We start from the raw sequence: 16,172 nt of genomic DNA, 5'->3' as shown, positions 1-16,172 counted from the left end.
CCGACCTCGTGCAGCAGGTCTTCCACCAGGGCTCCTATCGGCACACCGCGAGCGCGTCGAGCGCCACCGCGCCCTGCCCCCGAGGCAGCACCATCAGCGGGTTGATGTCCAGTTCGGCCAGGTCGCCGTCCAGCTCCAGGGCCATCCGCTGCACCCGCAGCACGACCTCCACCAGCGCGTCCACGTCCGCCGGCGGAGCCCCCCGTACGCCCCTCAGCAGAGCCTGCCCGCGCAGTTCGCCCAGCATGTCCCTGGCCTGGCCCTCGCCGAACGGCGGCACGCGCACCGCCGCGTCGTTCAGGACCTCCACCAGGACGCCCCCGAGCCCCACGGTGACCGTCGGCCCGAAGAGCGGGTCGCGGGTCACGCCCACCACCATCTCGACGCCCCGGCCCACCATCTGGCAGACCAGGATCCCGTCGAGGTCCACGCCCTCGTACCGCGCGATGTCGGTGAGCTCCCGGTACGCGTCCCTCACCTGGCTCGCCGAGGTCAACCCCACCTTCACCAGGCCCAGTTCGGTCTTGTGCGCCAGCTGCGCGCCCGAGGCCTTCATCACCACCGGATAGCCGACCAGCCCGGCCGCCCGGACCGCCGCCGCCGCGCTCGTCACCAGCTGCTCGCGCGGCACCCGGATCCCGTACGCCCGCAGCAGCTGCTTCGCCGCGTGCTCGCTGAGCTGCCGGCCGGGCCGCATCAACGCCTGCGCCTTGCGGAAGGAGGGCGAGGGGGTGCGCGGGGCCTCGTCGAAGGGGGAGCGGTAGGCGGTGGTGAAGCGGTGGTGGTCGAGGTAGGCCTTCACGGCCCCGATGCAGTTGGAGAACGTACGGAAGGTGGCGACGCGCGAGGAACCCAGCAGGGTCTCCCGGTAGGCCGCCTCCGTCCCGACCGGCGACCCCCACACCACGCACACCAGCTTGTCCGTGGCCTCCGCGGCCTCCACCAGATCCTGCGCGAGCCTGTCGCTCATGGGCGGGAACGGGCCCGTGATCGGGCAGATCAGCACCCCGACGGACGGATCGGCGAGGATCGCGTCGATGATCTTCCGGCCGCGCCAGTCGCCCACCGGGTGGCCGCCGTTGTCGACCGGGTTGGCGACGTTCAGGTACGGCGGTATCCACGCGTGCAGCTCGTCCTGCTTGGCCTGCGAGAGCGTCGGCAGGCTCAGCCCGGCCGCCGTGGCGAGGTCGGAGAAGTGCGCGCCGGTCCCGCCGGAGATCGAGTACACGACGACCCCCTCCGCGACCGGCTTGCGCGCCCGGGCCAGCAGGGCCGAGGTGTCCTGGAGCTGGTCGAGCCCGTCGACCCGGATCACCCCGTACTGGCGCATGGCCGCGTCCACGACCTGGTCCGCGCCGGTCAGCTTCCCCGTGTGCGAGGCGGCCATCCGCGCCCCGGTCTCGGTCCGCCCCACCTTCACCGCGACGACGGGCACGCCCTCGCGGGCGGCGCGGTCGGCGGCGAGGAGGAAGGAGCGGCCGTCCTTGAGGCCCTCGACGTAACAGGCGATGGCCCCGACCTCGGGGCGGGTCGCGAAGTACGAGATGAAGTCGGCGGTCTCCAGGTCGGCCTCGTTGCCGGTCGGCGCCCAGTGGGAGAGCCGTACCCCCAGCTCCTGGAGGGTGTGGACGGGCCGACCCTGGTGGCCGGACTGGGTGATGAGCGCGATGGCGGGCCCGTCGAGGTCGTCGCGGAAGCGCTCGAAGGCGTTGAGGTTGGTGTTCGGGCCGAGGAGACGGACACCGGAGCGGCGTACGGCGTCGGCGAGCCGTTCCTGCGCGGCTGCCCCTTCGTCCCCGGTCTCGGCGAACCCGGAGGCGAAGGCGACGGCGAACCGCACCTTGGCCTCGGCGAGTTCCTCGATCACGGGGAGCGGATCGGCGACGAGCAGGACGGCGAGGTCGACGGGGTCGGCGAGCGCGCCGACGGAGGGCACGCAGTCGATGCCGAAGACGGTCGTACGGGTCGGGTGCACGGGCACGAGCCGGGCGCCGACCCGCTCGGCCCAGGCGATCAGCTGCCGCGTGATCCCGGTGTTCGGCCGCCCCTCGGCGTCGGAGGCCCCGACGACGGCGACGGACCCGGGCCGGAAGAACCGGTCGAGGTCCGGCACGGGCGCGTGCAGCGGTCGCCCGCTGACGTCCGTGTCGCCCGCCACGGCGGTGACGCCGTGCACGACGGCGGTGGCCGGCCCGGGGTGCTCGCCGCAGGCGACCACGCGGGCGCGGAGATCGGTGGTGAAGGTGCCGTGAGTCGATCCGAGCATCGTTCCGCTCCACCCTTCCGCCCATGGTGCATTACCTGACGCCCAGTCAGATTACAGAACTGACGGCAAGTCAGGAATGGCCCCGACGCGACCGATCTCACCGAACCCGGAGGGGCGGGAGCTCCTCCGCGCCGCCACGCCTTCGGCCCGAACCCCTGGGCCCCGGACCCCGAGCCCCAGCGCCGGCCCGGCACCGGGCCGCGCCCCGAGCCCCCCGCCCGGCCCCAGGGCCGCCCGGCGCCGGGCCGCGCCCCGAACCCCCCGCCCGGCCCCAGGGCCGGCCCGGCGCCGGGCCGCGCCGCGAGCCCCCGCCCCGAGGCCCCGCCCCGAACCCCCGCCCCCTACCTACCGGACGATCTCCCGATCGCCCGCGCGATCCGTTCCGCGTCCCGGGCCATCTCGCGGAACATCCCGCTGATCGGGTTGGTGAACCCCGTGAAGTACAGCCCCGGCGCCTCGCGCGGGGTCCGCGCGCCGTGTGTCGTCGGGCGGCCGCGCTCGTCCAGGACGCCCAGGTGGCCCAGGAGCGGTTCCAGGCCCCGCCGGTAGCCCGTCGCCGCGATCACCGCGTCCGGGCCGATCGCCGAGCCGTCCGCGAGGACGACCTTGTCGCCGTCGAAGGACGCGACCGCGCCCACGATCTCCACCGTGCCCGCCCGCACGGCGTCGATCAGGCCCACGTCCTGCACCGGGATCGCCCCCTCGCGCACCCGCGAGTACAGCCCCGTGTCCGGGCGGGGCAGCCCGTGCGCCGAGAGGTCCGGTACGGCGACCCGGGCCATCAGCCCGCCCGCCTTGTCCACGAGCCGTACCGGCAGCCGCCGCACCAGGATGCCCGTGCGCTGCGCCGGCCACCCGGCCGTCGAGCGGCGCACGATGTGCGGCACCGTGCGCACCGCGAGCCGTACCCGCGCCGCGCCGCCCTCGACGAGGTCGACCGCGATCTCGGCGCCCGTGTTCCCGGCGCCGACGACGAGGACGTCGCGCCCGGCGTACGGGGCCGGGTCGCGGTACGCGCTCGCGTGCGCGATCTCGCCGCCGTACGTCTCCAGGCCCGGCCACTCCGGCAGGCGCGGGGTGTGGTTGTAGCCGGTCGCGACGACCACGGCCCGCCCGGTCAGCCGCCGGCCGCCCGTCGCGTGCAGCAGCCAGTCGTCTCCTGCCCGCTCGACGCGGGTCACCTCGACGCCGGTCACGATCTCCAGCTCGTGCACCTCGGCGTACTTCTCCAGGTACCGCACCACGTCCGCGCGGGCGACCCAGCGCCCGAAGGAGCGGGGTATCGCGAGACCGGGGAGCGCGGAGAGCCGGCGGGTGGTGTGCAGTCGCAGCCGGTCGTAGTGGGAGCGCCAGGAGGCGCCCACGGCCTCGGACTTCTCCAGGACGACGGCCCGGACGCCCTTCGCGCGCAGCGAGGCGGCGACGGCGAGCCCGCCGGGCCCGCCCCCGATCACGTACACCGGGTGATCGGTTCTGGAATGGGGGGTGTTGACCATGACTGCTCAGCGTAACGAGCTGCTCACTTGTTGGGTCTCGGTCAAGAGGGGGTTCGGTTGCGAATCGGTCACGCATGGGTGGGATGCGTGGGGGCCTGCGGGGGTCTTGCGCAGGCGGCGCGGAATCCGCTGAACTGGCGCAGTAAACTGACGTACCGTCAGATCGTATCTCCGGGAGGGGCAGGTATCGCCGATGCAGACCGTCTGGCTGACCGGCGCCGAATGGCTCGCCGTCCTCCGCATCGGCCTCGGCCTGTGGTGGCTGGAGAGCTGGCGCCACAAGGACAAGAAGGGCTGGTTCGAGCGCGGCACCGGCATCGCGTGGGCGGCGGACGTCGCCGGCAGGCACCGGTGGCCGTTCGTGAAGCGCGGCTTCGACGCGGTCGTCGCCCCGCGCCCCAAGCTGATGGCGTACGTCGTCGTCTACGCCGAACTCGCCCTGGGCCTCGGCCTGATCCTCGGTCTCCTGACCCCGGTCGCCCTGGTCGGCGGGCTGCTCCTGAACCTCCTCTACCTCGTCCTGATGATCCACGACTGGGCCGAGCAGGGGCAGAACGCGATGATGGCGCTGATCTCGCTCGTCGCCCTCTTCGCGATGTCCTGGCAGACCTGGTCCCTCGACCACGCGATCGGCCTCTTCGGATGACGGCCGCCGCCCCCGACGTCGACGCCTTCACCCGCCCCTACTGGGAGGCGGCGGGCGAAGGCCGCCTGCTCCTGCGGCGCTGCGCGGCCTGCGCGCGGGCGCACCACTACCCGCGCGAGTTCTGCCCGCACTGCTGGAGCGAGGACGTGACCTGGGAGCCCGCGAGCGGCCGGGCCACGCTCTACACCTGGTCGGTCGTCCACCGCAACGACCTCCCGCCGTTCGGCGACCGCGTGCCGTACGTGGCGGCGGTGGTCGACCTCGCCGAGGGGCCCCGGATGATGACCGAGGTGGTGGGGGTGGCGGAGGGGGACCTCCGGATCGGGATGGAGCTGGAGGTCACCTTCCGCACGGAGGGGGACGGGGCCGGAGCGGCGACCGTCCCCGTCTTCGGGCCTGTGTCAGAGGGCTGAGATGTTCCGCCAGAGCTGGCCGCGGTCGCCGGAGTCGCAGGCGTACGTGGTCAGGAACGGCGGGCCCACGGTCATGCACTCCCCGTTGCGCACGTTCATGATCGTCCGGCCGGAGGACGTGGTGTCGCGGATCTTCCACGCCTGGTCGCTGGAGCCGTTGCAGGCGGCGACGCCGACGCCGCCGGGGTTCCCGCCCGCCTGGAGGCAGTGACCGGTCTTCCTGTTGATCAGCCGGAAGGTGCCGCCGGATCCCGGCGCGTAGGTCCACGCGAAGTGGATCGGGTTGCCCGCGCCGTCGTGCGCGCCACACGTGTGCGTGTTGGCGAAGTCGCCGTAGCCGGGGTTGTACTCGCCCACGCACTGGCCGCTCGACACGCTCTCCAGGGAGTACGTCCCCGAGGGCGTCGAGCCGCCGCCGGAGGGCGGCGGTGCCGGGCGCGTGGTCCGCGGGGTGGTCGGCGTGGAGCCTCCGCCGCCCCCGGACGCGGCGTCCCCACCGCCCCCACCGCCGGGACCGGAGCCGGTGCCGCCCGCCGCCGCACCGCCCCCGACCGCGCCGCCACCCGCAGCACCACCGACCCCGCCGCCGTCCGCACCGCCGTCCGCCGCTCCGGCACCGGCCGGGCCGGCCCCGGACGGCTGCCCCGAGGGCGATCCCGGCGCGGACGGCCCCGCGGACGAGGGCGAGACGGAGGAGGACGGGCTGGCGGTCGTCGGTATGGACGTGCCGGGCGCCGGCTGCGAGGCGGAGGCGGACGGTCGCGCCGCCGAGGAGTCGGGGCCCGCGCCCTGCCGGCCTATCTCGTACGGGCCGAGCGCGACGGTCAGGGTGGTGCCGGTGGCCACGACGACGGGCACGACGAGCATGACGAACCGGTTGCGCCGGCCCTGCCGTGGCGCCTTCGCGCCCGGCCCGGTGGCCGCGGCCGGGTCGGGGCCGGCCGTCGGGGGTTCCTGCGGGCCGCGCTGGACGAGCGCCACCGTCCCGATGTCCTCGACCGAATCGGGGGCGACGGTCTCGTCCTCGCCCGGGAGTTCCGCGAGCTGCTCGGCCGTGGGCGCCGTCGCGGCGAACGCGGACCGCTCCTCGACCCGCGCCATGACGGCCGCCGGCCACGGGGTGCCGTCCGCGTAGTCGTCGGCGAGGTCGATGACCTCGGCGGCGGTCGGCCGGTCGGCGGGATCCTTGGCGAGGCAGGACCGTACGAGATGGGCCAGAGCGGGGGCGGACTCCGTGAGCCGCCCGAAGTCGGGCTCGCCGTGGACGATCCGGTAGAGCAGACCGGGCCCGGAACCGTCGCCGAAGGGAGGCCGGCCGGTCGCCGCGTACAGCAGCAGGCTGCCCAGCGCGAAGACGTCCGCCTGCCCGGTCAACCGCGGCTCGGCGACCGCCTGTTCCGGCGCCATGTACGCGGGCGTCCCGATGACCATGCCCGTCCTGGTCAGCCGGCTCTGGTCGGCCGCGCGCGCCACCCCGAAGTCGATGAGCGACAGGCCGTCGGCCGTGAGCATCACGTTGGACGGCTTGAGGTCCCGGTGGACCATGTCGGCGGCGTGCACCGCCCGCAGCCCGGCCGCCGCCTCCCGCAGCAGCCGCCACAGGGACGCGGTGGGCAGCGGACCGCCGTGCAGCGCGAGCGCCTCGTCGAGGGTGATCCCCGGGATGTACTCGGTCGCGAACCACGGCGGCTTCGCGGTGCGGTCGCTCGCGAGCAGCCGCACGCTGGCCCCGCCGGGCAGCCGGGCCAGGTTGTCGAGCTCGTGCCCGAAGTGGTTCAGGAAGTCCGTGTCCTCGGCGAGCACCGGAAGCACCCGCTTGACCGCCGCGAACTTCCCCGGCACCGCCCCGAGATAGACCCGCCCCATACCCCCGGAGCCGAGGACGCCGAGGAGCTTGAACGCCCCGATCCGCCGCGGATCCCCCGACTGAAGCGGTAGGGCTCCGCTTCCGTTCAACTGCGCGCTGTTTTCCGGTTCCCCCTGCATGAGGCACAGGATAGCCAGGCTATCCTGCGGTCCGCAGCGCCCCTCAAGTCACAGACTCGTAGGGACAGTTGCCCTCGGGGGTGTCGTGTAGATCATGCCGGGCTCGGCGCCCGCGAACCCCAGGATCTCGGGGACGGCCGCGGACAGTTCAGGGAAGTGCCGGTGGGTTCCGTCCGGCGGCGTGGGGCTGTTCACCGTCCACACCGTCATGCCCGCGGCGAGCCCGGAGCGGATGCCCGACGGCGCGTCCTCGACGACCAGGCAGTCGGCAGGGGAGGCGCCCAACCGCTCGGCGGCCAGGAGGTACGGGACGGGGGAGGGCTTGCCCTCGCTGACGGACGCGGCGTCGACGATCAGCCCGGGCAGCGGAAGCCCGGTGCGCTCGAAACGGCCCCGGACCCGGTGGGCGTAGTTGGAGGTGACGAGCGCCCAGGAGCCGGCCGGGAGCGCGGCGAGCAGCTCGGCTGCGCCCGCGAAGGCGGCGTACTCCCCGGTGCGTACGTCCTCGTCCTCCAGCGCGTGCAGCAGCGCGAGCCCCGCCTCCGGGTCGAGTCCGGGTGCGACGGCGGCGAAGGTCTCGACGGGGCGGGTGCGCAGGGCGACCGCGTACACCTCGTCCCCGTCGAGCCCGTGCCGGGCCGCCCACGCGTGCCAGACACGGCGCTGGTTGGCGACGGCGTCCATCAGGGTGCCGTCCACGTCGAAGAGGATGAACTTCCGGTGCATGAGGATGGAGCCTAGTGACCCGGGTCGCCATCCCTCGTTGCCCGGGTCATGAAGAGCACCCTCGCGTTCACGCTGGCCACGACCACCCTCGCGGGCCTCGCCCTCGTCGGCACGGCCGACGCCGCCGCCCCGAACCCGGCCACCCGCTTCGTCCTGACGGTCACCTCGGAGGCGACCGGCGACGTGACGGAGGTCTGGCTCGCCTGTCGCCCGACCGACGGCAACCACCCCGCGGCCGAGACGGCCTGCGAGGACCTCGACCTCGCCAACGGTGAGTTCGACAAGCTCACGGGCAACCCGGACCGCGCCTGCGCGCTGGTCTACGAACCGGTCACGGCGACGGCGGTGGGCACCTTCGACGAGACCCCGGTGAGCTGGAAGAAGACCTTCGGCAACAGCTGCGAGCTGACCGCGGGGACCGGCACGGTCTTCGCCTTCTGAGCAAGGGGCGGACACCGGCACGGCCTTCGCCCTCTGAGCAAGGGGCGGACCCGGGCCCCGGCCCGCATCCGCCCCACGCCGCCGCAGGACCGCTCGCCCTCGTCGGAACGGGGTCACGTCGCCCGTCAGAACAGGGTCACGTCGCCCGTTCCGAGCGGGTCCGGGTTGGAGACCCCCTGCCGCGAGCCGAAGGGCGCGCGCCAGTCGCCGGTGCCCTCGTAGTGGGCGAGGGTCTCGTACGTGCCGCCCATGACGCCCTGGACGACCAGGTCGGGACGGCCGTCCCGGTTGGTGTCACCCACTCCGACGATGTCGGTGTACCGGTCCCAGCCGGCCCCGATCCTCGTACGGGCGGCGAACGTGCCGTCGCCCTTGCCGAGGTAGAGCCAGAGGACACCGCCCTTGTCACGGGCGACGAGGTCGCCGGCGGGGGCTCCGGCGATGTCGCCGGTGGCCGTGAGCTGGTTGTAGACGCCCCAGCCCCAGCCGATCTTCTTGCGCGGCGCGAAGGGCGCGGCCGCGTTCCCCGTGCCCTTGTACAGGTACAAGTCCCCGGCCTTGTCGGTGGCGACGAGGTCGGGGCGGTTGTCGCCGGTCAGGTCGCTGCCGCCGGTGAGCTTGTCGTAGATCTGCCAGCCGGCGCCGATCTTCGTGCGCGGGGCGAACCCCTTGCCGGTACCGGCGTGGAGCCACAGGACGCCGGTACGGTCCCGGCCGAGCACGTCGGCGTGGACCGAGCCGCCGATGTCGCCGGGGGCGGTGAAGCGGTCGTAGGTGTTCCACCCCGTGCCGTGATCGACCCGCTCGCGCTTGCTCGGGAAGCCCCACTTCCCGGTGTGGTAGAGCGTCTGGCGGGCGTCGTAGCCGACCAGCCGGCCCGATTCGTCCTTGACGAGCAGGTCCGGGGAGCCGCTGTCGGAGAAGTCGTGCGGGGCGGGCTTGTTGGCGACCGTGAGTGTGCCGGTCTGCTCCACGGTCGGCCCGATGCCGTCGCTGGGCTTCACCGTCATGCGCCAGGTGTAGTCGCCGTTGTACGCGGCGGTGTAGTCGTCGAACAGGCCGGTCCAGCGGGCGCCGCTCAGGCCGGGCCGGGTGCCCCACGCGGGCTCGGAGGTCCACCGCTTGCCGGACGCGGTGTGGGTCAGCTGGAGCTGCAGTTCGGTGTTGCCCCGATCGAGGAGCCAGTGGAGGTCCACGTCACCGCTACCGAGGTCGACTTCGCCGGACGGCAGCTTGTATGCCTCGGCGGTGATCGCGAGGGGTTCGCCGGTGCTCGCCACGAGCGTGGCGACGGGGGTGCCGTCCGAGCCGAGCGAGATCCGGTAGAAGCCCCTGCCGTGCTCGACCGTGCCGCCTCGCACGAGCAGCCGGCCGCCGGCGGCGGGGGCGATGCTCTGCACGCTGTCCAGGAGCTTGACGGTCTTCCCGGTCGTCAGCGAGCGGGCCGTCAGCCCGTAGAGAGGGTTGGGGTGGTACTGCCCGGTCTCGTCCACTCCGTACGTCACCCAGTCGCCGAGCAGCTCGGCGAGGACGGCGCCGGACCCCAGGAGGACGCGCTCGGGCTCGGCCGAGGTGTCGCCGCGCCGGGCCACCGCCAAGGTCACCCGCCGGGGATCGGCGACCTCGGTCCAGGCCACGTGCGTGGCGGACGTGCTGCTGTCGCCCTCGGCGCGGGCGTCGGGAAGGCGCCGGTCCTCGACGACCGTGCCGGTGGCCACGTCCACCAGGGCCAGGTGCTGTCCGGGCGCGCCGACCGTGGTGTACCTGAGGATCAGGGTGTCGGGGGAGGACATGTCGAAGCGGTGGAACGAGGCGTTCTCGGGCAGCCCGGTCACCTTCCGGTCGAGGACGGTGTCCGCCGGCTTGCTGACGAGGTGGACCTCGGTACCGCCGGCGCCGGAGGGCTTCGTCATGACGAGAGTGGCGCCAACCAGCCGCCAGAGCTGCGCGTTCGGGCCGAGAGCGGTGGTGTCGATCGCCACGGGGGCGGCGCCGGAGGCGAGGTCGTGGAGCGTGTGGACGCTGCCGGCCGACTTCACGGCGAGGTCCGTCTGATGCCCGCCGATGTACGGCCCTGGCGGCAGCAGGGTCGTGACGCCGTCCGCGTACCGCGACCAGCGGTACTCGACGGTCCCGTTCGGGGCGTACAGGCTGGTCAGGAGCCCCGACGTGCCGGCGCTGGACAGGCGTGAGCCGGCCGGCAGGGAGAAGGCGTCCTGCGTGGCCGCGGCGGACGCCGTCGTTCCGGTGCCGGGCCGGGGCGTCGTGGCCACCGCCGGGGTGGCCAGACCGGCCGCCGTGACGGCGAGGACGGCCGTGACCGCAGCGGCGAGACGTCGCCGGGGCGTACGAACGTGGATCAAAGGGGTCCCTCCCCCAAAGGTGCTGGTGGCGGCGGTGATTCGCCGTTGGGGGTGGGACTCCTGGGACGGCTGAAGGGTTGTACGTCTGTCCGGCGGCGATCACACGCGCCGGTCGCCCCTGCCGGGCGGCCCGGTCACGCTTCCTCGCGCCGCTCCACCACGCCCCGGACGAACGCCGCCTGGCCCGCGTGCTGGTTGTCCTCGGCGACGACGCTCAGCAGGCGGACGCCGAGGGTGACCGGCGGGTCCCAGGCCTCGTCCACGACCTGGTCGAGGTCCGTGTCGGTCAGGTCGCCGATCTGTTCCAGGGTCCGTGCGTGCACGGCGTCGTAGTAGCCGAGCAGCAGCTCCGGCGAGGCCCGGACGGCGGCGACCTGCTTGCTGGAGTGGCCGAATCCGGTGGCCTTCGCGGCGAACGGGAGGTCGAAGCGGTCCTTCCAGCCGTCGGCCGTCCAGACCTGCTCGGTGCCGAACACGCCCGCGAGATGGTCGTCCTGGACCCGGGTGAGGTGCCAGACCAGCCAGGCGATCGAGTTCGCCTCCTCGTCGACCCTGGCCGTCAGCTCCTCCTCCGACAGCCCCTCGACGGCCTGGTGCACGGCCTCCTGGACGCGGCCGAACGCGTCCGCCAGCAGGTCGGCGCTCCTCATGTCACCCAACTCCTCGCTTGCCGTCCCGGTCGGAGCGCGACTACCGCCGCCTCCGCGACTACCGCCGCCTCCGCGACTACCGCCGCCTCCGCGACTACCGCGGCCCCGCGACTACCGCGGCCTCCGCGACTTCCGCCACTCCGCCAGCACCGTCTCCACGTCGAACGGCGTCAGGTTCAGCGGCGGGCCCGCGGGCGGGCGGCGCAGCGCCTCCGCGATCCTGGTGTTGATCTCGCCGAGGATCCGGCGCACCTGGGCCTCCGGCACGGCCCGGTCGACCGCCTCCCTGGCGTCCTCGGCATCCTTGCGGAGCGCCAGCGCGGGCGGGAGGACCGACGCGCCCTCGCGGTGCATCTTCTGCTTGATCCACCACAGCTCGTCGTACGGCGCGGTGTCGTCGTCCAGCGGTCTGCCGAAGCCCGCCAGCTCCCTGAACTCGCCGCGTTCCGCGGCTTCGCGGATCTGCTTGTCCACGAATGACTCGAAGCTGACGCCGGGTGGTTTCCGTTCGGTCATACGTCCAGCCTAAAAGGCAGGAGCCCCGCTCGTGCCCGAAGGCACGGAGCGGGGCTCCTTGGGTACTTCTCTAGCCGTGCGCGATCGCCGACCCGGGCAACTTAGGCCGGGGTGACGTTCTCCGCCTGCGGGCCCTTCGGACCCTGCGTGACGTCGAAGTTCACGACCTGGTTCTCCTCGAGGGAGCGGAACCCGGACGCGTTGATCGCGGAGTAGTGGACGAAGACATCCGGGCCGCCGCCGTCCTGGGCGATGAAGCCGAAGCCCTTTTCAGCGTTGAACCACTTGACGGTTCCGGTAGCCATAAGCCCTCCTTGGGCCAAAGGGTTGCCCTGCTCCAGAACCTGCAAACAAGTCTGAAAACTACAAAAGCCTGCGGGTCACATGCTCCGCAGGCTCTGTACTGCAAGGGAAACCAAACTGCAACTTGCGAGGAGCGTAGCACGCAGGGTGTGCGACGCACTAGAGGGAAAGATCACGTCACCCACACGTTTGACGGCCTTCTGACGCGCTGACGTGAGCGCCACGCGCGCCCCGGCGATGTCCACCGTACGAGACGGGTCTAGCCTCGCGATGTGGACAATGCAACCGATGACCACCAGCGCAGCCGGCCCCGCGTCGGACACATCCAGTTCCTGAACTGTCTGCCCCTCTACTGGGGTCTGGCCCGCACGGGAACGCTCCTCGACCTGGAGCTGACCAAGGACACCCCGGAGAAGCTCAGCGAGCGGCTCGTGGCAGGCGGCCTCGACATCGGGCCGATCACCCTCGTCGAGTACCTCCGCAACGCGGACGATCTAGTCGCCCTGCCGGACATCGCCGTGGGCTGCGACGGCCCGGTGATGTCCTGTGTGATCGTCTCCCAGCGGCCGCTGGACCGGCTCGACGGGGCGCGGGTGGCCCTCGGCTCGACCTCCCGTACGTCCGTGCGACTCGCCCAGCTGCTCCTCGCCGAGCAGTACGGCGTACGGCCCGACTACTACACGTGCCCGCCGGATCTCGGGCTGATGATGCAGGAGGCCGACGCCGCCGTCCTCATCGGCGACGCCGCACTGCGGGCCTCCCTGCACGACGCCCCGCGCCTCGGGCTCCAGGTCCATGACCTGGGGCTGATGTGGAAGGAGTGGACGGGGCTGCCGTTCGTCTTCGCGGTGTGGGCGGCGCGCAAGGACTTCCTGGCACGGGAGCCGGAGACCGTCCGCGAGGTCCACGAGGCCTTCCTGGCCTCCCGGGACCTGTCGCTGGTGGAGGTCACCAAGGTCGCGGAGCAGGCGGCGCGCTGGGAGTCCTTCGACGCCGAGCTGCTGGAGCGGTACTTCCGGACGCTGGACTTCCGGTTCGGCCCGGAGCAGCTGGCGGGGGTACGTGAGTTCGCCCGCAGGACCGGTCCGACGACCGGCTTCCCGGCGGACGTACGGGTGGAGCTCCTCGGCGCCCACCGGCGCTGACGCGTTCCTCGCGAGAGGCGGGGCCCGGGCTCAGGGGCTCGGGACCGGGCCCTGGAGCCGGCGGCTGATCCACGCGATCGAGCCGTCCCCCATCCCCCGCACGTACCCCTTCGCGTTGTGCCCGCCGCCCTCGATGACCTGGAGGCGGGTCTTCACCGGGCCCTTCGTGTAGTTCTTCATGAAGGCCTTCAGGCGATCCATGCCGGACTCCTCCGTTCCGATCTGGAACGCGAGGTAGACCCGGTTCTTCTCGGTGTCCGGCTTCGTGCCCAGGACGCGGGCGAGCTTCTCCGGATTGTTCGCCTGCCGCTCCGTCTCGTGCCCCGCCCACAGCGGCGAGTCGGGCACGGTGTCGGGGCCCGACGCGATCACGGCCTTGAACCGGTCCGGGCGTTGGAGCACGGCCTTGAGTCCGGCGAAGCCGCCCGAGGACGAGCCCATGAATGCCCAGCCGTCACGGGACGCGAAGGTACGGAAATTCGCCCGGACGAAATCGGGTACGTCCTCCGTCAGCCAGGTGCCCATTCTCGGCTGACCCGGGATATCGCTGCCGTCGTAGTAGTACGTGTCGTCCGGGTTGAGGACAGGCATCACCACAATGAACGGAAGGCTCTTTCCCTCCTCCGCCCACGTACTGATGCTCGACTGGAGTTTGAGGTCCGTGCCCATCCAGTAATTCATCGGATATCCGTTTCCACCCGGAAGGGCCACGAGGACCGGGAATCCGCTCTTCGCGTACTTCGGGTCGAAATACTGCTTCGGTGCCCACACCCACACCTTGCCCGTGAAACCGGACTTCGCGCCGGAGAGTGTGGTGACGCCGATCTTGGTGCCGTCCTCAAGGGAGTTGGCCGTCCTGAAGCTCGCCTTCGGGCCGGTGGGCAGAACCGTCTCGGGACCGCCGCCGGTACGCGCACCCGCGTCCTCGCCCGGCTCCTTGCCGGGGTCCTTGCCCGCTTCCTTGCCCGGGTCCTTCGCCTGCGTCGTGCCGCTCGTGGGGGTGTCGAAGCTGAGGGGCGCGCCCTCGTCCGAGCAGCCGGTCACCAGTGCGGCCGCGGTGCCGAGGGCGAGGGTGGTGGCGAGGAGCCTGGGGAGGCGGCGGTTCACGGGGCGACTCCGGATGTTTCGGGCACGGCGGTCGATGACGACAGGTACTACGGAAGGGAGGAGGGGCGTGGTGGGCGAACGGTTGGCTGGGTACGGTTCCGAATCGTGGTGACGCGGCCCACGGGCCGGGCCGACCGACCTGGCCCGACCCACCGGCGCACACCGGCCCACACCGGCCCACCGACCGAGCAGACCGGGCCGCCGGGCCACCAAGGGGGAAGACATGCAGCCGCTCGACGCAGGAGAACCCAGGACCATCGGCGCGTACCGGATCCTCGGCCGGCTCGGCGCCGGCGGGATGGGGCGCGTCTACCTGGCCCGTACGGAGGGCGGCCGGACCGTCGCCGTCAAGATCGTGCACCCGCACTTCGCCCTGGACGAGCAGTTCCGGGAGCGGTTCCGGCGCGAGGTCGCGGCCGCGCGCCGGGTCGGCGGCCGGTGGACGGCGCCCGTCCTGGACGCCGACCCCGACGCGCTCGTCCCGTGGGTCGCCACCGGGTACGTCGCCGGGCCGAACCTCACCCACGCCGTGGAGGCGGCCGGCCCGCTGCCCGCGCACACGGTACGCGCGCTGGGCGCCGGCCTCGCCGAGGCGCTGGCGGGCGTGCACGGGCTCGGGCTCGTCCACCGGGACGTGAAGCCGTCCAACGTGCTGGCCACCCTGGAGGGCCCCCGCCTCATCGACTTCGGCATCGCGCGGGCCACCGACGGCACGGCGTCGCTCACCGCGAGCGGGGTCTCCATCGGCTCGCCCGGCTACATGGCGCCCGAGCAGATCCTCGGCCACGGCGCGTCCGGCGCGTCCGACGTCTTCTCGCTCGGCGCGGTCCTCGCGTACGCGGCCAACGGCGCCCCGCCCTTCCCCGGCGACACCTCGGCGGCCCTGCTCTACAAGGTGGTCCACGAGGAACCCGAACTGGGCGGGCTCTCCGGGGAGCTGCTCGACCTGGTGACGGCCTGCCTCGCGAAGTCCCCCTCGGCCCGCCCGACCCCGACGGCCGTCGCGACCGCCCTCGCCCCGGCCGGCGCGGCGACGCTGGTGGCGGCCGGCTGGCTGCCACCCCGCCTCCTGGAGGAGATCAGCCGGACCGCCGTAGGCCTCCTGGACTTCGACGCGGACCTGGACGCGGACGCGGACACCGAGAGGGGCGCGGACGGGAACGCGGGCGAGGGGTCTCGCGGGGACGGGCCCCATCCCCTCTATCCCCACCCGTACGCCTCCGGCCCGGTGCCCTTCACGGCGCCGTCCGTGGAGGTCGGCATGACCGGTCCGCCGTCGGGCGTCTTCGGCCCTCCGGCGTTCGTGGCGTCGGAGCTCCTGCCCGATCCCGGCGTCTTCGGCCCCCCGCCCGGCCCGCTCGGCCAGCCCGTCCCGGGCGGCCCCACGCCCACCGCCCCCACCGAGCGGCGGGCCACCCTCTCCCTGGCGGGACGCCGGGTGAGCTGCACGCTCGCGCTGGCCCTCGCGGGGGCGCTCGCCGCCGTGACGCTGGGCGCCGGGTTCCTCTACGACCTGCTGCCGGGCGGCGACCGGGGAGCCGACGCGGGAAAGACCCCTGGCAGCACGTCGAGCGCGAGCCCCCCGGACGCCTCGGAACCCACGACCGGTACGCCGAGCAGGGAACCGACCCCCACAGAGCCCACCCCGGCGCCCAGCACACCCCCCACGAACACCGCCCCCTTCGCCGCCGTCCCGGCCGCCTTCGTCGGCACCTGGACCGGGCCCACCACGGAGGCCAACGGCTCCCCGCACGGCGACTTCACCGTGGTCGTCGCCAAGGGCAGGACCGGAGAGGACGTCGTCCGCACCACGCACACCATCAGCGTCCTCGGCACCACCGTCAGCTGCCACGGCATCGGCCGGCTCACCGCCGCCACCTCCACCGAGCTCCGCATCGCCGACCGCACCGACCCCGACCGTCCCGGCACCGTCGGCCTCTGCACCACCGGCGCCTCGTCCTTCACCCTCACCCTCGACGCCGACGGAACCCTGGCCTACCGCTCCGCCGAGGAGGCCGCGGGCCGCCCGACGGGCACCCTGCGGAAGTCCTGAGAACCGCTGGCGTAGGCTGGTTCAGCTCGTCAAGACCCCCTTTGACCCCTCCGAAAGGGAC

The 16,172-nt window shown here is 73.1% G+C and carries 14 protein-coding genes; 5 read left to right on the top strand and 9 right to left on the bottom strand.

The window, feature by feature from the left end; all coding sequences use genetic code 11:
- Nucleotides 1–34: 34 nt before the first annotated feature.
- Both ACIPPS_RS26950 and ACIPPS_RS26945 read right to left on the bottom strand, forming a co-directional pair.
- On the bottom strand, nt 35–2,266 hold the full coding sequence (locus ACIPPS_RS26950) for an acetate--CoA ligase family protein (protein WP_401436973.1): 2,232 nt from the start codon (nt 2,264–2,266) through the stop codon (nt 35–37).
- A gap of 341 nt (nt 2,267–2,607) precedes the next feature.
- Nucleotides 2,608–3,762: a flavin-containing monooxygenase gene (locus ACIPPS_RS26945; protein ID WP_401436970.1), complete on the bottom strand. Its 1,155-nt coding sequence runs from the start codon at nt 3,760–3,762 to the stop codon at nt 2,608–2,610.
- A 193-nt stretch (nt 3,763–3,955) separates the two neighbouring features.
- On the opposite strand from ACIPPS_RS26945, the gene ACIPPS_RS26940 reads away from it, so the two are divergent.
- Nucleotides 3,956–4,408, top strand: a complete 453-nt coding sequence (locus ACIPPS_RS26940) for a DoxX family membrane protein (protein WP_401436968.1) — start codon at nt 3,956–3,958, stop codon at nt 4,406–4,408.
- A complete protein-coding gene (locus ACIPPS_RS26935) occupies nt 4,405–4,821 on the top strand; it encodes a Zn-ribbon domain-containing OB-fold protein (RefSeq protein ID WP_401436966.1) in 417 nt (138 codons plus the stop codon). The genes ACIPPS_RS26940 and ACIPPS_RS26935 overlap by 4 nt, the downstream gene beginning before the upstream one ends.
- On the opposite strand, the gene ACIPPS_RS26930 is transcribed toward ACIPPS_RS26935, so the two are convergent.
- Both ACIPPS_RS26930 and ACIPPS_RS26925 read right to left on the bottom strand, forming a co-directional pair.
- Nucleotides 4,810–6,807: a protein kinase gene (locus tag ACIPPS_RS26930; RefSeq protein ID WP_401436963.1), complete on the bottom strand. Its 1,998-nt coding sequence runs from the start codon at nt 6,805–6,807 to the stop codon at nt 4,810–4,812. The genes ACIPPS_RS26935 and ACIPPS_RS26930 overlap by 12 nt on opposite strands.
- 48 nt (nt 6,808–6,855) lie before the next feature.
- Nucleotides 6,856–7,533 (bottom strand): HAD-IA family hydrolase, encoded by a 678-nt coding sequence (locus ACIPPS_RS26925; RefSeq protein ID WP_401436961.1) that lies wholly within the window; start codon nt 7,531–7,533, stop codon nt 6,856–6,858.
- Nucleotides 7,534–7,581: 48 nt separating this feature from the next.
- On the opposite strand from ACIPPS_RS26925, the gene ACIPPS_RS26920 reads away from it, so the two are divergent.
- Nucleotides 7,582–7,974: an SSI family serine proteinase inhibitor gene (locus ACIPPS_RS26920; protein ID WP_401436958.1), complete on the top strand. Its 393-nt coding sequence runs from the start codon at nt 7,582–7,584 to the stop codon at nt 7,972–7,974.
- 125 nt (nt 7,975–8,099) lie between these two features.
- On the opposite strand, the gene ACIPPS_RS26915 is transcribed toward ACIPPS_RS26920, so the two are convergent.
- The 4 genes from ACIPPS_RS26915 to ACIPPS_RS26900 form a co-directional block, all read right to left on the bottom strand.
- On the bottom strand, nt 8,100–8,984 hold the full coding sequence (locus ACIPPS_RS26915) for an FG-GAP repeat domain-containing protein (protein ID WP_401437707.1): 885 nt from the start codon (nt 8,982–8,984) through the stop codon (nt 8,100–8,102).
- A gap of 1,487 nt (nt 8,985–10,471) precedes the next feature.
- Nucleotides 10,472–10,987 (bottom strand): DinB family protein, encoded by a 516-nt coding sequence (locus ACIPPS_RS26910; protein ID WP_401436956.1) that lies wholly within the window; start codon nt 10,985–10,987, stop codon nt 10,472–10,474.
- 111 nt (nt 10,988–11,098) lie between these two features.
- Nucleotides 11,099–11,503 (bottom strand): DUF1992 domain-containing protein, encoded by a 405-nt coding sequence (locus tag ACIPPS_RS26905; RefSeq protein WP_401436954.1) that lies wholly within the window; start codon nt 11,501–11,503, stop codon nt 11,099–11,101.
- A 101-nt stretch (nt 11,504–11,604) separates the two neighbouring features.
- On the bottom strand, nt 11,605–11,808 hold the full coding sequence (locus ACIPPS_RS26900) for a cold-shock protein (protein WP_003967102.1): 204 nt from the start codon (nt 11,806–11,808) through the stop codon (nt 11,605–11,607).
- 270 nt (nt 11,809–12,078) lie between these two features.
- On the opposite strand from ACIPPS_RS26900, the gene ACIPPS_RS26895 reads away from it, so the two are divergent.
- Complete coding sequence (locus ACIPPS_RS26895) at nt 12,079–12,951, top strand: menaquinone biosynthetic enzyme MqnA/MqnD family protein (RefSeq protein WP_401436951.1); 873 nt, start codon at nt 12,079–12,081, stop codon at nt 12,949–12,951.
- Nucleotides 12,952–12,981: 30 nt separating this feature from the next.
- On the opposite strand, the gene ACIPPS_RS26890 is transcribed toward ACIPPS_RS26895, so the two are convergent.
- The gene (locus ACIPPS_RS26890; RefSeq protein ID WP_401436949.1) at nt 12,982–14,058 is read right to left on the bottom strand and encodes an alpha/beta hydrolase; all 1,077 of its coding nucleotides are present in this window, start codon (nt 14,056–14,058) and stop codon (nt 12,982–12,984) included.
- Between the two features lie 223 nt (nt 14,059–14,281).
- Here ACIPPS_RS26890 and ACIPPS_RS26885 point away from each other — a divergent pair, with 223 nt between their 5' ends.
- Nucleotides 14,282–16,111, top strand: coding sequence for a serine/threonine-protein kinase (locus ACIPPS_RS26885; RefSeq protein WP_401436947.1), 1,830 nt, complete (start codon nt 14,282–14,284; stop codon nt 16,109–16,111).
- The last annotated feature ends 61 nt before the right edge of the window (nt 16,112–16,172 follow it).

Origin of the sequence: Streptomyces sp. NPDC090127 (genome assembly GCF_044746945.1) — a bacterium.
In the GTDB taxonomy this organism is placed as follows: Bacteria; Actinomycetota; Actinomycetes; order Streptomycetales; family Streptomycetaceae; genus Streptomyces.
This window is presented reverse-complemented; position numbering and strand designations above follow the sequence as displayed.